General features: G+C 74.9%; 18 protein-coding genes. 11 read left to right on the forward strand and 7 right to left on the reverse strand.

Going from position 1 to position 18,899, the window contains the following annotated elements; all coding sequences use genetic code 11:
• Positions 1-106: 106 nt before the first annotated feature.
• The 3 genes from ACYVO2_RS18230 to ACYVO2_RS18240 all read left to right on the forward strand — a co-directional run bounded on the left by ACYVO2_RS18230 (position 107) and on the right by ACYVO2_RS18240 (position 3,159).
• Positions 107-769, forward strand: a complete 663-nt coding sequence (locus ACYVO2_RS18230) for a TetR family transcriptional regulator (protein ID WP_461008909.1) — start codon at positions 107-109, stop codon at positions 767-769.
• A gap of 197 nt (positions 770-966) precedes the next feature.
• A complete protein-coding gene (locus ACYVO2_RS18235) occupies positions 967-2,190 on the forward strand; it encodes an alpha/beta hydrolase (RefSeq protein ID WP_461008930.1) in 1,224 nt (407 codons plus the stop codon).
• Positions 2,191-2,358: 168 nt separating this feature from the next.
• Entirely contained in the window at positions 2,359-3,159 is an 801-nt protein-coding gene (locus ACYVO2_RS18240) for a potassium channel family protein (RefSeq protein ID WP_461008910.1), read from the forward strand.
• A gap of 64 nt (positions 3,160-3,223) precedes the next feature.
• On the opposite strand, the gene ACYVO2_RS18245 is transcribed toward ACYVO2_RS18240, so the two are convergent.
• Both ACYVO2_RS18245 and ACYVO2_RS18250 read right to left on the reverse strand, forming a co-directional pair.
• Positions 3,224-4,246, reverse strand: coding sequence for an aldo/keto reductase (locus tag ACYVO2_RS18245; protein ID WP_461008911.1), 1,023 nt, complete (start codon positions 4,244-4,246; stop codon positions 3,224-3,226).
• A complete protein-coding gene (locus ACYVO2_RS18250) occupies positions 4,243-4,725 on the reverse strand; it encodes a MerR family transcriptional regulator (RefSeq protein ID WP_461008931.1) in 483 nt (160 codons plus the stop codon). The genes ACYVO2_RS18245 and ACYVO2_RS18250 overlap by 4 nt, the downstream gene beginning before the upstream one ends.
• 180 nt (positions 4,726-4,905) lie before the next feature.
• On the opposite strand from ACYVO2_RS18250, the gene ACYVO2_RS18255 reads away from it, so the two are divergent.
• Positions 4,906-5,715 (forward strand): serine hydrolase domain-containing protein, encoded by an 810-nt coding sequence (locus tag ACYVO2_RS18255; RefSeq protein ID WP_461008912.1) that lies wholly within the window; start codon positions 4,906-4,908, stop codon positions 5,713-5,715.
• 56 nt (positions 5,716-5,771) lie between these two features.
• Here the strand turns inward: ACYVO2_RS18255 and ACYVO2_RS18260 are convergent, their stop codons facing one another.
• Positions 5,772-6,548, reverse strand: a complete 777-nt coding sequence (locus ACYVO2_RS18260) for a pirin family protein (protein ID WP_461008913.1) — start codon at positions 6,546-6,548, stop codon at positions 5,772-5,774.
• A 107-nt stretch (positions 6,549-6,655) separates the two neighbouring features.
• On the opposite strand from ACYVO2_RS18260, the gene ACYVO2_RS18265 reads away from it, so the two are divergent.
• The 5 genes from ACYVO2_RS18265 to fabF all read left to right on the forward strand — a co-directional run bounded on the left by ACYVO2_RS18265 (position 6,656) and on the right by fabF (position 11,731).
• On the forward strand, positions 6,656-7,861 hold the full coding sequence (locus ACYVO2_RS18265) for a PucR family transcriptional regulator (protein WP_461008914.1): 1,206 nt from the start codon (positions 6,656-6,658) through the stop codon (positions 7,859-7,861).
• Positions 7,862-7,950: 89 nt separating this feature from the next.
• Complete coding sequence (locus tag ACYVO2_RS18270; protein ID WP_461008915.1) at positions 7,951-8,916, forward strand: ACP S-malonyltransferase; 966 nt, start codon at positions 7,951-7,953, stop codon at positions 8,914-8,916.
• Positions 8,917-8,966: 50 nt separating this feature from the next.
• Positions 8,967-9,974, forward strand: a complete 1,008-nt coding sequence (locus ACYVO2_RS18275) for a beta-ketoacyl-ACP synthase 3 (protein ID WP_461008916.1) — start codon at positions 8,967-8,969, stop codon at positions 9,972-9,974.
• A 104-nt stretch (positions 9,975-10,078) separates the two neighbouring features.
• Positions 10,079-10,333, forward strand: a complete 255-nt coding sequence (locus ACYVO2_RS18280) for an acyl carrier protein (protein ID WP_461008917.1) — start codon at positions 10,079-10,081, stop codon at positions 10,331-10,333.
• 138 nt (positions 10,334-10,471) lie between these two features.
• On the forward strand, positions 10,472-11,731 hold the full coding sequence (gene fabF, locus ACYVO2_RS18285; RefSeq protein ID WP_461008918.1) for a beta-ketoacyl-ACP synthase II: 1,260 nt from the start codon (positions 10,472-10,474) through the stop codon (positions 11,729-11,731).
• 215 nt (positions 11,732-11,946) lie between these two features.
• Here the strand turns inward: fabF and ACYVO2_RS18290 are convergent, their stop codons facing one another.
• Positions 11,947-12,441 carry a DUF3145 domain-containing protein gene (locus ACYVO2_RS18290; RefSeq protein WP_461008919.1) on the reverse strand — a complete coding sequence of 165 codons (495 nt, stop codon included), beginning with the start codon at positions 12,439-12,441 and terminating at the stop codon, positions 11,947-11,949.
• Between the two features lie 345 nt (positions 12,442-12,786).
• Here ACYVO2_RS18290 and ACYVO2_RS18295 point away from each other — a divergent pair, with 345 nt between their 5' ends.
• A complete protein-coding gene (locus tag ACYVO2_RS18295) occupies positions 12,787-13,740 on the forward strand; it encodes an SGNH/GDSL hydrolase family protein (protein WP_461008920.1) in 954 nt (317 codons plus the stop codon).
• Between the two features lie 60 nt (positions 13,741-13,800).
• Here ACYVO2_RS18295 and ACYVO2_RS18300 read toward each other — a convergent pair whose 3' ends face one another.
• On the reverse strand, positions 13,801-14,844 hold the full coding sequence (locus ACYVO2_RS18300; RefSeq protein ID WP_461008921.1) for an NADP-dependent oxidoreductase: 1,044 nt from the start codon (positions 14,842-14,844) through the stop codon (positions 13,801-13,803).
• A gap of 193 nt (positions 14,845-15,037) precedes the next feature.
• Here ACYVO2_RS18300 and ACYVO2_RS18305 point away from each other — a divergent pair, with 193 nt between their 5' ends.
• On the forward strand, positions 15,038-16,252 hold the full coding sequence (locus tag ACYVO2_RS18305) for an aldose epimerase family protein (RefSeq protein ID WP_461008922.1): 1,215 nt from the start codon (positions 15,038-15,040) through the stop codon (positions 16,250-16,252).
• Here the strand turns inward: ACYVO2_RS18305 and ACYVO2_RS18310 are convergent.
• Positions 16,231-17,031 (reverse strand): SGNH/GDSL hydrolase family protein, encoded by an 801-nt coding sequence (locus tag ACYVO2_RS18310; protein WP_461008923.1) that lies wholly within the window; start codon positions 17,029-17,031, stop codon positions 16,231-16,233. The two genes, ACYVO2_RS18305 and ACYVO2_RS18310, sit on opposite strands and share 22 nt — an antisense overlap.
• Entirely contained in the window at positions 17,028-18,482 is a 1,455-nt protein-coding gene (locus ACYVO2_RS18315; RefSeq protein WP_461008924.1) for an MFS transporter, read from the reverse strand. Before ACYVO2_RS18315 ends, ACYVO2_RS18310 begins: the two co-directional genes overlap by 4 nt.
• Positions 18,483-18,899 lie beyond the last annotated feature (417 nt).

Genomic DNA, 18,899 nt, shown 5'->3' on the forward strand with positions numbered 1-18,899 from the left:
GTTATGACAGTCACTGACAATTGACAAACATATCCAAGCGCGCGTAACTGACACCAGGTGGCAATGTATCGTGATCGACTCGAGGCGGGCAGGAGGTGTCGGAGGGGTGACCCAGCAGGTGGCGGCGCCGGCGTCCGGCCTGCGGCAGCGCAAGAAGCAGCGCACCCGCGAGGAGCTGATCGAGGCCGCGATCCGGCTCTTCCTCGCACAGGGGTACGAAAAGACCACCGTGGACCAGATCGCCGACGCGGTGGAGGTCTCGCAGCGCACCTTCTTCCGCTACTTCGCCAGCAAGGAGGACGTCGCCTTCGGGGCGGTGGCCGCGGCGGAGGAGCTGTTCCACCAGGAGCTGTGCCGTCGCCCCGAGGGCGAGGAGCCCCTCGCCGCGCTGCGTGCCGCGATGCGCACGGTCAACGCCGAGCTGTGCGCCGAGGAGTCCACCTTCGTGGACGCCGCGCTGCACCTGCGGCTGCTGCGGCTGGTGGAGGACACGCCCGTGCTGCTGGCCAGGCAGTTGCGCCGGGCGGAGGAGCTGGAGGACCGCATCGCCGCGGAGCTGGCCCGCCGGGCGGGCGTGGACATGGCCGTGGATCCGCGGCCCCGCCTGGTCACCGCGGCCTTCGGCGCCGCCTGCCGGGTGGCGAGCCGCGCCTGGAGCCGGTCGGGCGAGGCGAACGCCCACGAGATGGTCAGGCTCCTGGAGGAGCACCTGGACCTGCTGCTCCCCTCCCTCCAGGGGGACTGGGCGGCGGGCGGGGAGCCGCGCTGAGCCCGGGCGGCCGTCCGCCGTCACCCGTCCGGCCGATGCTGCTGCGGCGATCGGATGGACCTGCCCGGGATCGGCCGAATCCCCACGTGGCGTGACTCTCGGTGCCTGCGAACGGCCCGGCGGCTCTCCTAGGGTGGTCCGCGGTGAATGGTGTGAACTCCCCCGACGAGCCGCCCGGCGCGTCCCGCTCGACCACGGTGCCGCCGTGGTACTGGCTGCGCGCACTGGCGCGGGAGACGCCCCCGCCGGGACGGGCCGCGCTCGCCGTGTTCGTGGTGCTGGTGATGCTGGCCACCAGCGGCTGGACCGCCAACCGGCACGCCAACCGGAGCCACGGCCCGCGGGCCGCCGCCGTGGAGGCGTGGAAGCGGGGCACCGTGGACCACCGGCGGCTGCCCCGCCCGGACGCCCCGCCCCCGACGGTGGCCCGGTTCTTCGCCTCGCTCGGCGAGCGGCAGCAGGAGCGACTGGCCGCCCGCCACCCCCTGGTCGTCGGCAACCTCGACGGAGTGCCCCTGCCGCTGCGCTACCGCGCCAACCGCCTGTCGCTGAACCGGGCAATCGCCGCCGAGCTCCGCCGCCGGCGCACGGCGCAGCTCACCAGCAGCGGGCGGCGCCAGTCGCGGCAGTTGGTGAACCGGTACCGCTCGCTGCTGAGCCCCGACCGGCGGATCCTCGCCTTCGACCCGACGGGCCGGGGCACCGCGGCCGAGGTGCTGGGGGACCTGTCCACCGCCGAGCGGGTGGCGGTGCTGGTGCCGGGCGCGGGCGTGGACCTGCTGTCGTTCGAGCGGACCCGGCGCTCCCGCGAGGCGCCGGCCGGGATGGCGCGGGCGCTGTACGCGTCGCTGCGGCAGCGGGCCCCGCAGCGGCGGGTGGCCGTCGTGGCCTGGGCGGGCTACACCACGCCCGACGGGCTGGACGTGGACGCGGCCCGGGGGACGCTGGCGGAGCGGGGGGCGGCGCTGCTGCGGCGGATGGTGGCGGCGCTGCCCGGGCGGGCGAGGGTCTCGCTGTTCTGCCACTCGTACGGCTCGGTGGTCTGCGGGGTGGCGGCGCCCGGGCTGCCGCGGGGGCGGGTGGCGGACATCGCCGTGTTCGGCAGCCCCGGCATACGCGCCGACCGCGCGGCCGACCTCGGCACCGACGCCAGGGTGTGGGCGGCGCGAGACCCCGACGACTGGATCGCGGACGTGCCGAACCTGGAGTTCGCCGGGTTCGGCCACGGCACCGACCCGGTCTCCCGGGAGTTCGGCGCCCGGGTGCTGAGCGCGCACGACGCCCGCGGCCACACCGGCTACCTGGAGCCGGGCACCGCCAGCCTGCGCAACTTCACCCGGGTGGCCCTCGGCGAGTACGGGGCGGTCTCCTGCGCCGGCACCGACCCGGCCTGCACGGCCGACCTGGCCGCGACCGCCTGACCCGCCCCCGAACCGCCGGCTCCGCCGCGACCGCCCCCACCGGGGCGACCCCCGCACAGCCGCCCGCGCGAGGCGGCACCCGGGTCGGCCACCCGGCCCCGTCCCCCACAGGAGCGGCCCATGGGGAACCCGGCCGGGCCCCGTCGCCGGGCCACCTACGATGACGCCATGAGCGGCAGCGGCGGCGACGACCGTCTGACCCGGTGGGAGCGCAGGACCGGCACGCCCCTGCTGGTCCTCGCGGTGCTGTTCGCGGCCGCCTACGCCGTGCCGATCCTGCGGCCCGACGCGAGGGAGGCGGTGCACCGCACCGCCACCGCCGTGGAGTGGGTGGTGTGGGCGGCGTTCGCGGCCGACTACCTCACCCGGCTGGCCCTGTCCGGCGACCGGTGGCGCTTCGTGCGCCGCAACCCGCTGGCGCTGCTGACGGTGGCGCTGCCGCTGCTCCAGCCGCTGCGGCTGCTGCGGGTCGTCTCCGCGCTGATGCTGGTGGGGCAGCGGGTGCGGATCGCCGCCCAGGTCCGGCTGACCGTCTATGTGCTGGGCACCGTCCTGGCGCTGCTGTTCTTCGGGGCGCTCGGCGTGCTGGAGGCCGAGCGCGGCTCCCCGGACGGCAACATCCACTCCCTGGGCGACGCCCTGTGGTGGGCGTTCACCACGATGACCACCGTCGGCTACGGCGACCTCGCGCCGACCACCGGGCGGGGGCGGCTGCTGGCCGTGGGCCTGATGCTGTCCGGCATCGCCCTGCTCGGTGTGGTGACGGCGAACATCGCGGCCTGGTTCATCACCCGGTTCGAGCAGGAGGAGGCCGAGTCCCGGCGCGGCCAGCGGACCGTGGAGGAGCTGGTGGCCGAGGTGCAGGAGCTGCGCACGCAGTTGACGCGGCTGAACCAGGTCCTGGCCGAGCCCCCCGTGCGGGCCGGAGGCGGGGACACCCCCGTGCCCTCCCCCGCCTCCGACCGCTGACCGGCGCCCCGCCGCTGACCGGCGCCCCGCCGCGGGGCGCGGCCGGCCGCGGGACCGGCGGCCGTCACTCCCGGCCGGCCGACACGGGCCCCATGTTCGGGTAGCGGTCGCCCGCCACCTGCCCGGCGATGGGCTCCAGCAGCGCCAGCTCCTCGGCGGTGAGCCGCAGCGCCGCCGCGGCGACGTTCTCCGCCAGCCGGGTCCGCCTGCGCGTGCCGGGGATGGGCACCACGGCGAGCCCGTGCACCTCGGCCCGCTGCTGCACCCAGGCCAGCGCCACCTGAGCGGGCGTGGCCCCGCGGTCGGCGGCGATCCGGCGGACCGGCTCCAGCAGCCCGGCGTTCGCCCTGGCGTTGTCGCCGGTGAACCGGGGGAAGGCGCGGCGGGTGTCGTCCGCGGTCAGGTCCTTGGCGGCGTCCGCGAACGCCCCGGTGAGGAAGCCCCGGCCGAGCGGCGAGTAGGGCACGAACGCCACGCCGAGCTCCTCGGCCGCGGGCACGGCCGTGCGCTCCACGTCGCGGCTGAACAGCGACCACTCGGACTGGAGCGCCGCGATCGGGTGCACCGCGCAGGCCCGGCGCAGCTCGTCGCCGGTCACCTCGGACAGGCCCAGGTGGCGCACCTTGCCCTCGGCGACGAGCTCGGCCATGGCGCCGACGGTGTCCTCGATCGGCACCTGCGGGTCCAGGCGGTGCATGTAGTACAGGTCGACGACGTCCACGCCGAGCCGCTTCAGGCTGGCCTCGGCCGCGGCCCTCACATACGCCGGGTCGCCGCGGTAGCCGCGGTAGGAGGGGTCCTCCCGCCTGCGCACGATGCCGAACTTCGTCGCCAGCACCACCTCGTCGCGGTGGGCGCGCACGAACGGGGCCAGGAACTCCTCGTTGGCGCCGTACCCGTACATGTCCGCGGTGTCGAACAGGGTGACCCCGGCCTCCAGCGCGGCCTCCAGGGTGGCCCGCGACTCGGCCTCGTCGGCGGCCCCGTAGAAGTCGCTCATGCCCATGCAGCCCAGGCCCTGCACCCCGACCTCGGGCCCGTCGGTGCCGAGGACGGTGGTGGGCAGCTTCGCGGTCGTGTCGCTCATGTGGCGGTCAGGTCCTTCCGCGGCGCCTCGGGGACGTCGCCGTACAGGTTGATCTTGTAGTCCAGTACCGCGAGGGTGTCGCGCAGGTCCAGCACGCGCCGCAGCACGCGCTCGCGGTGGGCGACGAGCAGCTCCCGGCGCTGGGGGAAGGTGTGGTCGCCCTCCCGCACCAGCTCGGCGTAGCGCACCATGTCGGCCACGGGCATGCCGGTCAGCCGCAGCTTGCCGACGAAGTTCAGCCAGCCCAGGTCCCGGTTGCTGTAGCGGCGCCGGCCGGTGTGCGAGCGGTCCACGTGCGGCATCAGGCCGATGCGCTCGTACCAGCGCAGGGTGTGCGCGCTCAGCCCGGTGAGCGCCACGACCTCGCTGATCAGGTAGCGGTCCTCGCCGTCGGGCTTGGGGAACCGCGGCTCGCCGTCCGCGCACGATCTGAGGGCCGGGATCTGCTCCTCGATCTCCCTGAGCTGGTCCTCGAGCATTACCGTCATGGTCCCCGCTCCCTCCGCAACCGCGCTCGTTCGCGGTACCGCCACGCTAATCAGTTGGAGTGCACTCTAAGCAAGCACCCCGCCGGGAGGCACCCCCCGCCCCCCGCGCCCGCGCCCTCCCCGCCCGGCCCGGGGCCGTACGGGGGCGGGCCCGCCAGTACAGTCGCCTGCATGGAGAGTCTGCGGGTGATCGAGAGCTGGCCGGTGACCACCGCCGCTGCGGCGGTGGTCGGACGGGACGGAGCGGTACGCGGGGCGCACGGGCCGACGGACCACCCGTTCCGCCTGGCCTCGGTGACCAAGCTGCTCACCGCGTACGCGGCGCTGATAGCCGTCGAGGAGGGCGCGGTGGAGCTGGACGACCCGGCCGGGCCCGAGGGGTCCACCGTGCGGCACCTGCTCGCCCACTGCTCGGGCCTGGCCTTCGACGAGCACCGCGCCATGGCGGCGCCGGGCACCCGGCGGCTGTACTCCAACGCCGGGTTCGAGGTGCTGGCCGACACCGTCGCCAAGGCCGCGCGGATGCCGTTCGACGCGTATCTGCGCGAGGCCGTGCTGGACCCGCTCGGGATGGCCGCCACCTCCCTGCCCGGCTCGCCCGCGGCGGGCGGGGTGTCCACGGTGGACGACCTGACGGCGTTCGCCGCCGAGCTCCAGGCGCCGCGCCTGCTGGACCCCTCGACGCTGGCGGAGGCCACCCGGGTGGCCTTCCCCGGCCTGCACGGGGTGCTGCCCGGCTACGGCCACCAGCGGCCCAACGACTGGGGGCTCGGCTTCGAGCTGCGCGACGGCAAGGCCCCGCACTGGACGGGCGCGGGCTCCTCCCCGGAGACCTTCGGCCACTTCGGGCAGTCCGGGACGTTCCTGTGGGTGGACCCGCGGGCGGGCGCGGCGTGCGTGTGCCTGACCGACCGGGACTTCGGGCCCTGGGCGGTGGAGGTCTGGCCCGCGCTGACGGACGCGGTGCTGGCGGAGCTGTAGCCCGCGCGGCGACCCGGCGTACGGGTGAGCCCCGCGGCGGCTCGCCCGCCCGCGGCTCACCCGTACGCCGGGTCGCCGCCCATCTCCCACACCAGCAGTTCCACCCCGCCCTCCCCCGAGCGCGGCTCCCGCAGGCCGCCGTCCCGCACCCGCACCGCGTCGCCCGCGCGCAGCACGTGCCGGGCCGGCCGTCCGCCGGGGGCGGCCGCGTCCCCGTGTGAGTCCCCGTCCCCGTCCGCGGTGAACTCCAGCGTCCCCCGCACCACGTGCGCGTACAGCAGCGGTGCGCGCGGCAGCTCGCCGAGCTCGGCGCCCGCCGCCGGGCGGCGCAGCAGGTGCAGCGCGGCGTCGCCCCTGCGCAGCGGCGCCGCCCCGGCGGGGCGCCCGGGCAGGCCGGAGGCGAGCACCGCGTGCGGCTCGTCCGCGGGGACCTCGCGCCGCGCGTAGCGGGGCTCCCCGCCGGGCGCGTCCGGCCGGAGCCACATCTGGAGGAACCGGACGGGGACCGGCCCGGCGTTCCGCTCGCTGTGCGCCACCCCGGCGCCCGCGCTCATGAGCTGCGCCGTGCCGGGCCGCAGCACGCCCCCGCCGCCGGTGGAGTCGCGGTGCTCCAGCGCGCCCTCCAGCACCCAGGTGACGATCTCGGTGTCGCGGTGCCGGTGCTCGGCGAAGCCCGCGCCCGGGGCGAGGCGCTCCTCGTTGACGGCGATCAGCGGGCCGAAGTGGATGTTGGCCGGATCGTAGTGGGCGCCGAAGGAGAAGGCGTACCGCGACTCGATGCCCTCGCCGTGCCCCGGGTACCTCTCGGTTCCCCTGCGTATCTGCACTGCCATGCCGTCCCACCGCCGAGCGTGTGCGTCAGGGCCGTCCTCCGGCCAGGGTGTCCCATCCTCGCGCACCCCGTATCCGGGCACCGCCCCCGGTAGGGCACGCTTGGGTTGTGTCTGAAGCCTCCGCTCCCACCGACCACGTCACCGCTCCCGTCCCCCAGGGCCACGCCGAGACGCTGCGCCGCCTGGAGAAGTCGGCGGCCCGCCTCGCCGCCGCCGCCATCACCAGGATGGACGAGGCGCTGCCGTGGTACCGGGCGATGCCGCCGGAGAACCGCTCCTGGATCGGCCTGGTCGCGCAGGCCGGCATCGCCGCGTTCACCGAGTGGTTCCGCCATCCGGAGGCGCCGCAGGCGATCAGCACCGACGTGTTCGGCACCGCGCCGCGCGAGCTGACCCGGGCGGTGACGCTGCGGCAGACCGTGGAGATGGTGCGCACCACCATCGAGGTCGTCGAGGAGGCGATCGAGGAGGTGGCGGCGCCCGGCGACGAGGCGCTGCTGCGCGAGGCGCTGCTGGTGTACGCGCGGGAGATCGCGTTCGCCACCGCGCAGGTGTACGCGCAGGCCGCGGAGGCGCGCGGCGCCTGGGACGCGCGCCTGGAGTCGCTGGTGGTCAACGCGGTGCTGTCCGGCGAGGCCGACGAGGGCCTGCTCTCGCGGGCCGCGGCCCTCGGCTGGAGCGCCCCCGACCAGGTGCTCGTGGTGCTGGGCACGGCCCCGGACGGGGACAGCGAGCTGACGGTGGACGCCATCAGGCGCTCGGCGCGGCACGCGAAGCTGCACGTGCTGACGGGCGTGTTCGGCGACCGGCTCGCGGTGATCGCGGGCGGGGCCGAGGATCCGCTGTACACGGCGCGCGCGCTGATCGGACCGTTCGCGCAGGGCCCGGTGGTGGTGGGCCCGGTGGTGCCCGACCTGCTGTCGGCCACCCGTTCGGCCCAGGCCGCGGCCGCCGGGCTGAGGGCGTGCGCGGCGTGGCCGGACGCGCCCCGGCCGGTGCTCGCGGACGATCTGCTGCCGGAGCGGGCCATGGCGGGAGACACCACGGCCCGGGAACAGTTGGTGGAGGAGATCTACAGACCGCTGGCCCAAGCAGGTTCCGCGCTGCTGGAGACGCTCTCCGTCTACCTCGAGCAGGCCTCGTCCCTGGAGGGAGCGGCGCGGATGTTGTTCGTCCACCCCAACACCGTCCGCTACCGGCTGCGACGTGTGACGGATGTCACCGGCTGGTCTCCGTCGGATGTGCGTTCGGCATTCACCCTCCGCACCGCACTGATCCTCGGACGACTCGCGGACGCCGAACAGTCGCCCTAAGGTTTTGTTGGACATCCACAAATCGCTAGTGAGTTCTTCGTCCCTGTCCGTACGGGCATCGACCCCCCGGTACGGGAGAGAGTGTTGGGGTGCTCGTACTCGTCGCTCCCGGCCAGGGCGCCCAGACGCCCGGCTTCCTCACTCCCTGGCTCGATGTCCCCGGCGTCGCCGACCGCCTCCACTGGTGGTCCGCGGTGGCCGGACTCGACCTCGTCCACTACGGCACCAAGGCGGACGCGGACGAGATCCAGGACACCGCCGTGACCCAGCCGCTGCTGGTGGCGGCGGGCCTGATGGCGGCGCTGGCGCTGCACCCCGGCCCGGCCGAGCGCGCCCGCGCCTTCGGCGCCACGGCGGGGCACAGCGTCGGCGAGATCACCGCCGCGGCGGCCGCCGGGGTGATCGGCCCCGAGGCCGCGCTGGTGCTGGCCCGGCGGCGCGGCCTGGCGATGGCCGAGGCAGCCTCCGTCACCGAGACGGGGATGTCCGCCGTGCTCGGCGGCGACCCGGACGAGGTGACGGCGGTGCTGGACAAGCACGGTCTGGTCGCCGCCAACCGCAACGGCGCGGGCCAGGTGGTGGCCGCGGGCACCACGGAGCAGTTGGCGGCGCTCGCCGCCGAGCCGCCGGAGAAGGCCCGCATCCGCCCGCTGCGGGTCGCGGGGGCCTTCCACACCGAGCACATGGCCCCGGCCGTCTCCGTCCTGGAGCGCCTCGTCGCCGGGGTGGAGGTGCGCGACCCCGCCACCGCCTACGTGTCCAACGCGGACGGCGCGGTCGTCGCCACCGGGGAGGAGATCGCCCGCCGCCTGGTCGCGCAGGTGTCCAGCCCGGTGCGCTGGGACCTGTGCATGGAGACCTTCCGCGGGCTCGGCGTCACCGCGATCGTCGAGCTGGCCCCCGGCGGCACCCTCACGGGCCTGGCCAAGCGCGCCCTGCCGGGCGTGCGGACCGTGGCCGTCAAGAAGCCGGAGGACCTCGACGCGGCCCGGGAGGTCGTCGCCGAGTTCGGCGGCGAGCAGGCGCCCGCGGCGCCGCAGGCGTCCCCGGCGTAAGACCGGCACCGCCCTCGTCCACGCAGCCGCCCCAGGAAGGGACGTCCCGCATGACCGCCACGATCAAGCCGGCCACCGGCGCCGCTCACGCGCGCATCCTCGGAGTCGGCGGGTACCGCCCGTCCCGCGTGGTGCCGAACGAGGTGATCCTCCAGCACATCGACTCCAGCGACGAGTGGATCCGCAGCCGGTCGGGCATCGTGACCCGGCACTGGGCGGGCCCCGAGGAGACCGTCGCCGAGATGTCGGTGATCGCCGCGGGCAAGGCCGTCGCGGCGGCGGGCGTGGCCGCGCAGGACATCGAGGCCGTCATCGTGGCCACGGTGTCCCACTTCAAGCAGACCCCGGCCGTGGCCACCGAGATCGCGCACCGGGTCGGGGCGGGCCGCCCGGCCGCGTTCGACATCAACGCGGGCTGCGCCGGCTTCGGCCACGCGCTGACGCTGGCCAAGGACATGGTCACCGGCGGCAGCGCCCGCCATGTGCTGGTCATCGGCGCCGAGCGGCTGTCGGACCTGACCGACCTGGAGGACCGCAGCACGGCCTTCCTGTTCGGCGACGGCGCGGGCGCGGTCGTGGTCGGCCCGTCCGAGACGCCGGCGATGGGCCCGGTGATCTGGGGCTCCGAGGGTGACAAGTGCGACACCATCTCGCAGACCCTGCCCTGGGACGTCTATCGTGACGGCGGCGAGGACGTCCGCTTCCCGGCGATCCGCCAGGAGGGCCAGGCCGTCTTCCGCTGGGCGGTGTTCGAGATGGCCAAGATCGCCCAGCAGGCCCTGGACGCCGCCGGGATCTCCGCCGCCGACCTGGATGTGTTCATCCCGCACCAGGCCAACATGCGGATCATCGACTCGATGGTGAAGACCCTCAAGCTGCCCGAGCACGTCGCCGTCGCCCGGGACATCGAGACCACCGGCAACACCTCCGCGGCCTCCATTCCCCTGGCCATGGAGCGGCTGCTGGCCACGGGCCGGGCCAAGAGCGGGGACACCGCCCTGTGCATCGGGTTCGGGGCGGGTCTGAGCTACGCCGCGACGGTCGTTACCCTCCCCTAGCGGAACCGCGTCCCCCGCGGTCCGCACCGAAGACGCTGTAACCGCAGCAATCGCACCACACCACAGCACCACGCAACACGCGACAACCGAGAAGGAGCGCCCCCATGGCCGCCACCAAGGACGAGATCGTCACCGGTCTCGCCGAGATCGTGAACGAGATCGCCGGCATCCCCGCCGAGGACGTCCAGTTGGACAAGTCCTTCACCGACGACCTGGACGTGGACTCGCTGTCCATGGTCGAGGTCGTCGTCGCCGCCGAGGAGCGCTTCGAGGTGAAGATCCCCGACGACGACGTGAAGAACCTCAAGACCGTCGGCGACGCCGTGGACTACATCCTCAACGTCCAGGTCCAGAAGTAGTCCACGCGGGGCGACCGCGTCCCGCACGCGATCCGCATCGCCCGGCCACCGCCGGGCGAGCCCACCAGGACGACGCGTCAGCCGCCGCCCCGCGGGGCGGCGCCGCGCCGCCCACACCGACACGTGGAGACATTTCCTGTGAACGCGACCAACCGCACCGTGGTCGTCACCGGTATCGGCGCGACCACCCCGCTGGGCGGCGACAGCGCATCGACCTGGGATGGCCTGATGGCCGGCGCGTCCGGCGTCAGGACCCTCGAGCACGCGTGGGCGGCGGACCTGCCGGTGCGCATCGCCGCGCCGGTGGCCGTCGAGCCCGCCGAGGTGCTCCCCCGCCCCGTGGCGCGCAAGCTGGACCGTGCGGCGCAGTTCGCCCTGATCGCCGCCAAGGAGGCGTGGGCGGACGCGGGCTTCACCGCGCCGGCGGACGGTGCCCAGGTCGCGCCCGAGCGGCTCGGTGCCGTCGTCGCGTCCGGGATCGGCGGCGTGCACACGCTGCTCGACCAGTACGACGTGCTGCGGGAGAAGGGCTACCGCAAGGTGTCCCCGCACACCGTGCCCATGCTCATGCCGAACAGCCCGGCGGCGAACGTGGGCCTGGAGGTGAACGCGCGGGCGGGCGTGCACACCCCCGTCAGCGCCTGCGCCTCCGGGGCCGAGGCCATCGGCTACGCGATCGAGATGATCCGCACCGGCCGCGCCGACGTGGTCGTGGCGGGCGGCACCGAGGCGGCGATCCACCCGCTGCCGGTGGCCGCGTTCGCCAACATGATGGCGCTGTCGAAGAACAACGACGATCCGCAGGGCGCCTCCCGCCCCTGGGACGCGGGCCGCGACGGCTTCGTCCTCGGCGAGGGCTGCGGCCTGGTGGTGCTGGAGTCCGCCGAGCACGCGGCGGCGCGCGGCGCCCGGGTGTACTGCGAGGCGGTCGGGCAGGGCCTGACCGCGGACAGCCACCACATCGCCCAGCCGGAGCCGACCGGGCGCGGCATCGCCCAGGCGGTGGAGAACCTGCTCGCCGCGAGCGACCTCAAGCCCGCCGAGATCGTCCACATCAACGCCCACGCCACCTCCACGCCGCAGGGCGACGTCGCCGAGACCAAGGCGCTGCGCCGCGTCTTCGGCGACGACCTGGACCACATGGCGCTGTCGTCCACCAAGTCGATGACGGGCCACCTGCTCGGCGGCGCGGGCGGCCTGGAGACCGTGGCCACGGTGCTCGCCCTGCACCACAGGACGGCTCCGCCCACCATCAACGTGGACCGACTGGACCCGGAGGTGGACGCCGACGTGGTCCAGGCCAAGCCCCGGCCGCTGCCGGACGGGCCGATCGCCGCCCTGAACAACTCCTTCGGCTTCGGCGGGCACAACGTCGTGCTGGCCTTCCGCCGGTCCTGAGCGCTCCCCGGCCCCGGGCCGGGACAGCGGTGACGACGACGGCGGCGGGACCCCCACCGGGTGGGGGTCCCGCCGCCGTCGTGTGCCGTACCGCCCGCGGCCCGGCCCTGGTGGCGCATCCGCGGGGTTTTCCCTCGAACGAAGGACGGCCGTCCGTGACGGCCGCCCTTCCGCGTTCACCCGTCCGGCTCCGGCTCCCCGGACCCGCCCGGCGTTCACACCACCTGGTGCAGCCACCTGACCGGCGCGCCCTCGCCCGCGTAGCGGAACGGCTCGAGCTCGTCGTCCCAGGGCTTGCCGAGCAGCTTGGAGATCTCTGCCTCCAGGTCGGCCTCGCCGTTGCGGGCCCGGATCAGGGCGGCGCGCAGCCGGTCCTCGGGGATGAGGATGTCGCCGTGCATGCCGGTGACGGCATGGAAGATGCCGAGCTCCGGGGTGCTGCTGTAGCGCTCGCCCTCGGCGGTCGGGCACGGCTCGGCCGTGACCTCGAACCGCAGCAGGTGCCAGCCGCGCAGCGCCGACGCGAGCTTGGACGCCGTGCCGGGCTCGCCCTGCCAGGAGAACTCGGCCCGCCACGTCCCTGGTGAGGCGGGCTGCCGGATCCAGTCAAGGCTGACGCGCACGCCGAGCACGCCCGCGACGGCCCACTCGACGTGCGGGCACAGCGCGCGCGGCGCGGAGTGCACGTAAAGAACTCCACGTGTCGTCACGGGGACCTCCAGGCTGTGGACGAGGTTCGCCTTCCCCAGCGGCCTCGATCCCGTTCCCGGAGCATCCCGGTGCGAGCAGTCATTCTGCCCCATTGGTCACTGTCATACCAGTTCCCTAAGTGACTTTCCGTAAACGTTACCAACCCACAAAAGCCACAAATAGGACAGTACCTGACTAAGCGTAGCTCCACATCGCCCAAACGCACACTCCGTGATCTTGTTCACGCCGTAAAGGAACAGTTTCTCCCCGACACTCGGGAAAACGCTACCGTGCCTCGGTACCTGTGCAGTGACGTACCGTCGGGCCCAACCGCAGATATCACCCGCTCGCCCGAGGGGAACGCGATGCGCCTGTCAGCCCCGCGAGGAGTGCTCACCTCGCTGGCCGCCCTGTTGACCGCCGCGACCGTCGCCACCGGCTGCACACAGGAGGGGGACCGCTCCTCCGACGCGCCGGTCACCACGGCCGCCCCCGGGCCGAAGTCCCCCTCCGCGGCCGGGGCGCGGGCCTGGCAGGACCGTCCGAGATCCCTGGCCGCGGTCGGCGACTCCATCACCCGCGGGTTCGACGCCTGCCGCCTGCTGTCGGACTGCCCCGAGGTGTCCTGGGTCACCGGCTCCGACGCGCGCGTGGACAGCCTGGCCTCCCGGCTGCTGCCGAAGGCGGCCGCGGGCTCCTCGGGCCCGGCCGCGGGGGGGAGCTGGAACCTGGCCAGGAGCGGCGCGCGCATGGCCGACCTGCCCGGCCAGGTCCGCGCGGCCGCGGCCAAGGACCCGGACCTAGTGGTGATCCTCATCGGGGCGAACGACGCGTGCCGGGCCACCCCCGAGGCCATGACGCCGGTGGACGACTTCCGGGCGGACTTCGAGGAGTCCCTGGCGACGGTGCGGCGCGAACTGCCGGAGGCGCGGATCGTCGTGGGCAGCGTCCCGGACCTGGAGCAGTTGTGGCGGGTCGGCCGGGAGAGCCCGACGGCGCGGCAGGTGTGGCGGCTCGGCATCTGCCCGTCGATGCTCGCCGACGCGGAGTCCACCGACCCCGCCGACGAGCGGCGCAGGGCGGCCGTCACGGAGCGGGTGGAGCGGTACAACGAGGTGCTCCAGACCTCCTGCGAGGAGGTCCCCGGGTGCGTCCACGACGGCGGGGCGGTGCACGAGTACCGCTTCACCGAGGAGCAGTTGAGCCCGTGGGACTGGTTCCACCCGAGCGTGGAGGGCCAGGCGGAGCTGGCCAGGGTGCTGTACGAGGCGGTGTTCGAGGACGCGGCGTTCACGCGGGAGCGGGACGGGCGGGACTGACCGCCGGGGGCGGCGCGGCGGGCCTCCCCCGGCGGCGGCCGGAGCGGGGCTGACCCGGTCTCAGCCCTCGCCCTCCGGCAGGGAGACCACCATCTTCCCGACGTTCTTGCCCCGCAGCATGCCGAGGAAGGCGTCCACGGCGTTGTCGATGCCCTCCACGAAGGTCTCGCGGAACTTCAGCTCGCCGGAGGCGACCCAGCCGCCGACCTCCTGGAGGAACCGGTCCTTCAGATGGGCGTGGTCGGTGACGATCATGCCGCGCAGGGTGAGCCGCTTGCCGATGGCCAGCGCCAGGTTGCGCGGGGCCGCGGGCGGCTCGGTGACGTTGTACTGGGCGATCATCCCGCACAGGGCGGCGCGGCCGTGGGTGCGGAAGGAGGCGAGGGCGGCCTCCAGGTGGTCGCCGCCGACGTTGTCGAAGTAGACGTCGATGCCGTCGGGCGCGGCCCGCTTGAGCTGCTCGGCGACGGGCGCCTCCTTGTAGTCGAACGCCGCGTCGAACCCGTACTCGTCGAGCAGCAGGCGCACCTTCTCCGACGAACCGGCGCTGCCGACGACCCGCGAGGCGCCGCGCAGCCGCGCGATCTGCCCGGCGGTGCTGCCGACGGCGCCCGCGGCGCCGGAGACGAACACCACGTCGCCCTCCTTCATCGGGGCGACCTCCACCAGCCCGGCGTAGGCGGTGAGCCCCGGCATGCCGAGCACGCCCAGGTAGGCGCTGAGCGGCACGGACCTGCCGCCGCCCAGGTCGGTGCGGACCGCGGTGGCGTGCCGCGCGTCCAGCACGGCGTACTCCCGCCAGCCGAGGCCGTGCAGGACGTGGGTGCCCACGGGCAGCCCGGGGACCTGCGAGGCGACCACCCGCCCGACGGCGCCGCCGTCCATGGCCCGGCCGAGCTCGAACGGCGGGACGTAGGACTTGCGGTCGTCCATCCGGCCCCGCATGTAGGGGTCCACGGACAGGTGGAGGTTGCGGACGAGCACCTGCCCCGGGCCCGGCTCGGGGACGGGGACCTCGGCGAGCTCGAAGTCCTCCGGCTCGGGCCAGCCCCGCGGGCGGGTGATCAGGCGTACCTCGCGGCCGGTGGCGGGGATGTCGGTCATGCGGCTCGGGTCTCCTTCGCTGGCGGGTGGCTGGGGGACGGCTGGCGGATAACTGACGGTTGTCCGTTGTGCCCGGCAAAGAACACGCTAACCCCCGTCGCACCTCTGTACGTCAGCACCTCTCACGCGCCACCCTGCTGCACGCAGACCAACATCACCAAACACATCCAAACCGATTCCAGCAGGAGCCACCATGATCAGGAGAGCGCCCGCCGGGAGAACACCGAGCGCCCGGACCGTCGCCGCCGCGGCGGCCTCGCTGGCCGCGGTCGCCGTCACCGCCACCCTCGTGGGATCCGCCGCCGCGCGGGAGCGCTCCCACGGCTCCGTGGCGCCGCCCGGCGAGGCCTCCGTCACCAAGGAGCCCTTCGGCGAGCTGGCGGACGGCACCCCCGTGGAACGCTGGACCCTGGCCAACGGCAGGACCCGGCTGCGGGTGCTCTCCTACGGCGGGATCATCCAGTCCCTGGAGGTGCCCGACCGCAGGGGCCGCACCCGGAACGTGGTGCTCGGCTTCGACGCCCTCCAGGGCTACCTGGACCACCCCGGCCCCTGCTTCGGCGCGATCGTCGGCCGCTACGCCAACCGGATCGCAGGAGGCGCGTTCACCCTCGACGGCGAGGTCCACCAACTGGCGCGGAACAACGGCCCCAACAACCTGCACGGCGGTGAGCGGGGCTTCGACCAGCGGGTGTGGCGGGTGTCGCCGGTGCGCGGCGGCGGCGACGTGGGCCTGCGGCTCACCCGCACCAGCCCGGACGGCGAGGAGGGCTTCCCGGGCACGCTCCAGGTGCGGGTGGACTACACCCTCGGCCCGCACGGCGAGGTGCGGATCGACTACCGCGCCACCACAGACAAGGCGACCGTGGTCAACCTGACCAGCCACGCCTACTTCAACCTGGCGGGCGAGGGCAGCGGCGACGTCCACGGCCAGCGACTGAAGGTGGCGGCGTCCCGCTACACCCCGGTGGGCGCGGACCTGATCCCGACCGGCGAGCTCGCGCCCGTCGCCGGCACCCCGTTCGACCTGCGCGAAGGCGCCTCGATCGGCGACGGCATCCGCGCGGGCCACCCGCAACTGCTCATCGCCCGGGGCTACGACCACAACTATGTGCTGGACAAGGGCGCCACCGCCGCGCCCCGACCGGTGGCCGAGGCCGCGGACCCGGCATCGGGCCGCACCTTGACCGTGTCCACGACCGAGCCCGGCATGCAGGTGTACACCGCCAACTGGCTCGACGGGACGTACACCGGGACCGGCGGCACGGCCTACCGGCAGTCGGACGCCTTCTGCCTGGAGACCCAGCACTTCCCCGACTCCCCGAACCGGCCGTCCTTCCCCTCCACGGTGCTGCGCCCCGGCGAGACCTACACCTCCACCACCGTCTACTCCTTCTCCGCGCGCTGACCCCCGCGGCCGAGGGGGCCGAGCGTGCCGTGCGCGCCGCCGCCCCGCCGCGGGCTCCCCGGCCGCGGGCTCCCCGGCCGGGCGGCGTCCACGTGCGCGGCCAGCACCCGCACGGTGGCGGCGGCGACGACCGCGTGGCCGCGCGTGTTCAGGTGCAGGCCGTCGGTGGCGTGGATGTCCTGAGCCTCGGCGGGGTGGCCGGACAGGTCCACGTGCAGGCAGCCCAGGCGGGCGGAGACGTCCGCGGTGAGCCCGTTGAGCACCCGCAGGCGCTCGGCGATGGCCGCCCGGAACCGCTCGGGCACGTACGGCGAGCCGGTGTTGTCGAACAGGCCCAGGGTGACGACGGTGCAGCCCGCGTCGCGCAGCGGCCGGACGAGCCGGAGCAGCTCGGCCTCCACCGCCTCCGGGTCGAACGTCCGGCCGAGCATGTCGTTGCCGCCCGCGGTCACCGCCGCCAGGTCGGGGCCGAAGTCCAGGGCGGGGCCGAGCTGCGTCTCGCGGATCCGCGCGGCCACCAGGTCCCGCCGGCCCAGGTTGCGGTACTCCACGGCGGGCGCGACCAGGCGCAGCGCCTCGGCCACCAGGTCGGCCCAGCCCAGGTCCGGGTAGCCGGGCACGGCCTCCCGCGCCCCCTCGGCGATGCTGTCGCCGAGCACGGCGAAACGCCGCCAGGGGGCGCCGGCCAGCAGGAAGACGGCCTCCTCGTCGGTGAGGCAGTACGGGTCGGCGACGGCGGGGGTCAGGTGCGCGGTGCGCGGGGTGTGCGGGGTGTTCATGAGCCGGGTTCTCCCTGGGTGGCGGGGGCGGGCGCGGGCCGGCCGGCGGCGGGGGCCGCGGCGGGCGCGGGCGGGCGGACGGCCAGGCCGAGCCCGGCCAGGGCGCTGAGCGCCGCGGCGGCGGCGCAGAACAGGTAGACGGCGGCGAAGTCGCCGGTGCCCACGTCGGTGCCGGTCAGCAGCGTGGCCATGGTGGCGATGCCGAGCGCGCCGCCGACCTGACGCGCCGTCTGGTTCAGGCCGGTGGCGCCGGCGAAGCGCAGCGGGGACACCGACAGCGCCGCCGCCGTCGAGGTGCCGGTGGTGACCAGGCCCATCGGGATGCCGACCAGGACGCCGAGCGGCAGCCAGTACGTGAGGAAGTCCGGCTCCTCCGGCAGGGTGAGCGCGGTCACCAGGCCCACGGCGGCCAGCAGCAGCCCGCCGCCCACCACCACCGGGCGCACCCCCCACCTGCTCTGGAGCCTGCCCGCGTACAGCGCCGTGACGGTGGCGGCCAGCGCGCCCGGCGTCATCGCCAGGCCCGCCTCCAGCTCGGAGTAGCCCCACACGCCGGTCACGTACAGCACGCCGACCAGCAGCCAGGCGTACAGGGCGGCGCCGTAGGCGAACGAGGCCGCGTTGGACAGCGCGAAGGCCCGGCTGCGCCACAGGGACGTCTCCACGGCGGGCACCGGGTGCCGGGCGGAGCGCAGCAGCGTCCACCCGAGCGCGGCGGCGCCGCCCGCCAGGCAGGCCAGGGTCCGCGGGCCGGTCCAGCCCCACCCGTCGCCCTCGGTGATGCCCAGGCACAGCAGGCCGATGCCCAGGCCCAGCAGCGCGGTGCCCCACGCGTCGGGGAGCCGGCGCCCCGGGGTCCGGGCGGTGCGCGGGACCAGGCCCGCGCACAGCAGCAGGGCCAGGCCGAGCGGGACGTTGATCAGGAACAGCGAGCGCCAGCCGAAGGCGTCGACCAGGACGCCGCCGAGGGACGGGCCGACCGCGGCGGCGAGCGTGCCGGCCGCGCTCCACTGGCCGATGGCGGCGCGGCGGCGCTCCGGCGGGGTGTCCGCGAGCACGATGGCGAGCGACGCCGGGATCATCGCCGCGGCGGACGCGCCCTGGAGCGCGCGGGCGGCGAGCAGCACCTCGAGGCCGGGTGCCAGGGAGCACAGCAGCGACATCAGGGTGAAGCCGCCGACGCCCGCGACGAACAGGGAGCGCCTGCCCACCACGTCGGCGAGCCGGCCCGCGGGCGCCAGCAGCGCGGCGAACAGCGACGCGTAGATGGTCACCACCCACGACAGGTCGGCGATGTCCGCGTCCTCGAAGTCGCCGGCCAGGTCGGGGACGGCCAGGTTGACGATCGTCACGTCGAGCACGGCGAGGAACGCCGCGCCGGACGCGAGCAGCAGCAGCGGAAGGGGTCCGCGCGACGCGGTGCCCTCCGTGCCGCGGGGTTGATACTTCATCACGCCTCCTACATACCGATGGTCGGAATGTATGGTGCGGAGGGTGAGGCGTCAATGGGGAACGGGAGGGGAGGAGGCGGGCCGACGGGATGCGCCCCGGCCGCGGGGGGCCGTGCCCGGGCGGGGCGCGCGGGGGCGGTCGGCGCTCCCGCGCTAGAGGGGCGGGGGCGGTCCGGGGCGCCGGGCGGACCGGGCGGACCCGACCCGGACGGCAGCCGGACCCGACCGCGCCGCGAGCGGGCCTCGACCGCGGCTCGGGCGGGAACACGGCGCGAACGCGGGACGGGAGGAGGTGGGCGGGCCGCCCCCGGGCGGATGCCCGCGGGCCGGCGCGCGGCTCGGGAACTCACGGCCCCGGGCGGCCCCGGCGACGAAGTCGGAGGCCAAGCGGTCTAGGAAGACAATCGGAAGGCACAA

This window comes from Streptomyces capparidis (assembly GCF_054782095.1).

What these genes read in the sequence shown, in the direction of transcription:
- ACYVO2_RS18275 (WP_461008916.1), top strand. Translation starts at nt 8,967, where the DNA reads ATGACCGCCACGATCAAGCCGGCCACCGGCGCCGCTCACGCGCGCATC.
- ACYVO2_RS18310 (WP_461008923.1), bottom strand. Translation starts at nt 17,031, where the DNA reads ATGAACACCCCGCACACCCCGCGCACCGCGCACCTGACCCCCGCCGTC.
- ACYVO2_RS18280 (WP_461008917.1), top strand. Translation starts at nt 10,079, where the DNA reads ATGGCCGCCACCAAGGACGAGATCGTCACCGGTCTCGCCGAGATCGTG.
- ACYVO2_RS18245 (WP_461008911.1), bottom strand. Translation starts at nt 4,246, where the DNA reads ATGAGCGACACGACCGCGAAGCTGCCCACCACCGTCCTCGGCACCGAC.
- ACYVO2_RS18240 (WP_461008910.1), top strand. Translation starts at nt 2,359, where the DNA reads ATGAGCGGCAGCGGCGGCGACGACCGTCTGACCCGGTGGGAGCGCAGG.
- ACYVO2_RS18250 (WP_461008931.1), bottom strand. Translation starts at nt 4,725, where the DNA reads ATGCTCGAGGACCAGCTCAGGGAGATCGAGGAGCAGATCCCGGCCCTC.
- ACYVO2_RS18255 (WP_461008912.1), top strand. Translation starts at nt 4,906, where the DNA reads ATGGAGAGTCTGCGGGTGATCGAGAGCTGGCCGGTGACCACCGCCGCT.
- ACYVO2_RS18315 (WP_461008924.1), bottom strand. Translation starts at nt 18,482, where the DNA reads ATGAAGTATCAACCCCGCGGCACGGAGGGCACCGCGTCGCGCGGACCC.
- ACYVO2_RS18295 (WP_461008920.1), top strand. Translation starts at nt 12,787, where the DNA reads ATGCGCCTGTCAGCCCCGCGAGGAGTGCTCACCTCGCTGGCCGCCCTG.
- ACYVO2_RS18260 (WP_461008913.1), bottom strand. Translation starts at nt 6,548, where the DNA reads ATGGCAGTGCAGATACGCAGGGGAACCGAGAGGTACCCGGGGCACGGC.
- ACYVO2_RS18305 (WP_461008922.1), top strand. Translation starts at nt 15,038, where the DNA reads ATGATCAGGAGAGCGCCCGCCGGGAGAACACCGAGCGCCCGGACCGTC.
- ACYVO2_RS18300 (WP_461008921.1), bottom strand. Translation starts at nt 14,844, where the DNA reads ATGACCGACATCCCCGCCACCGGCCGCGAGGTACGCCTGATCACCCGC.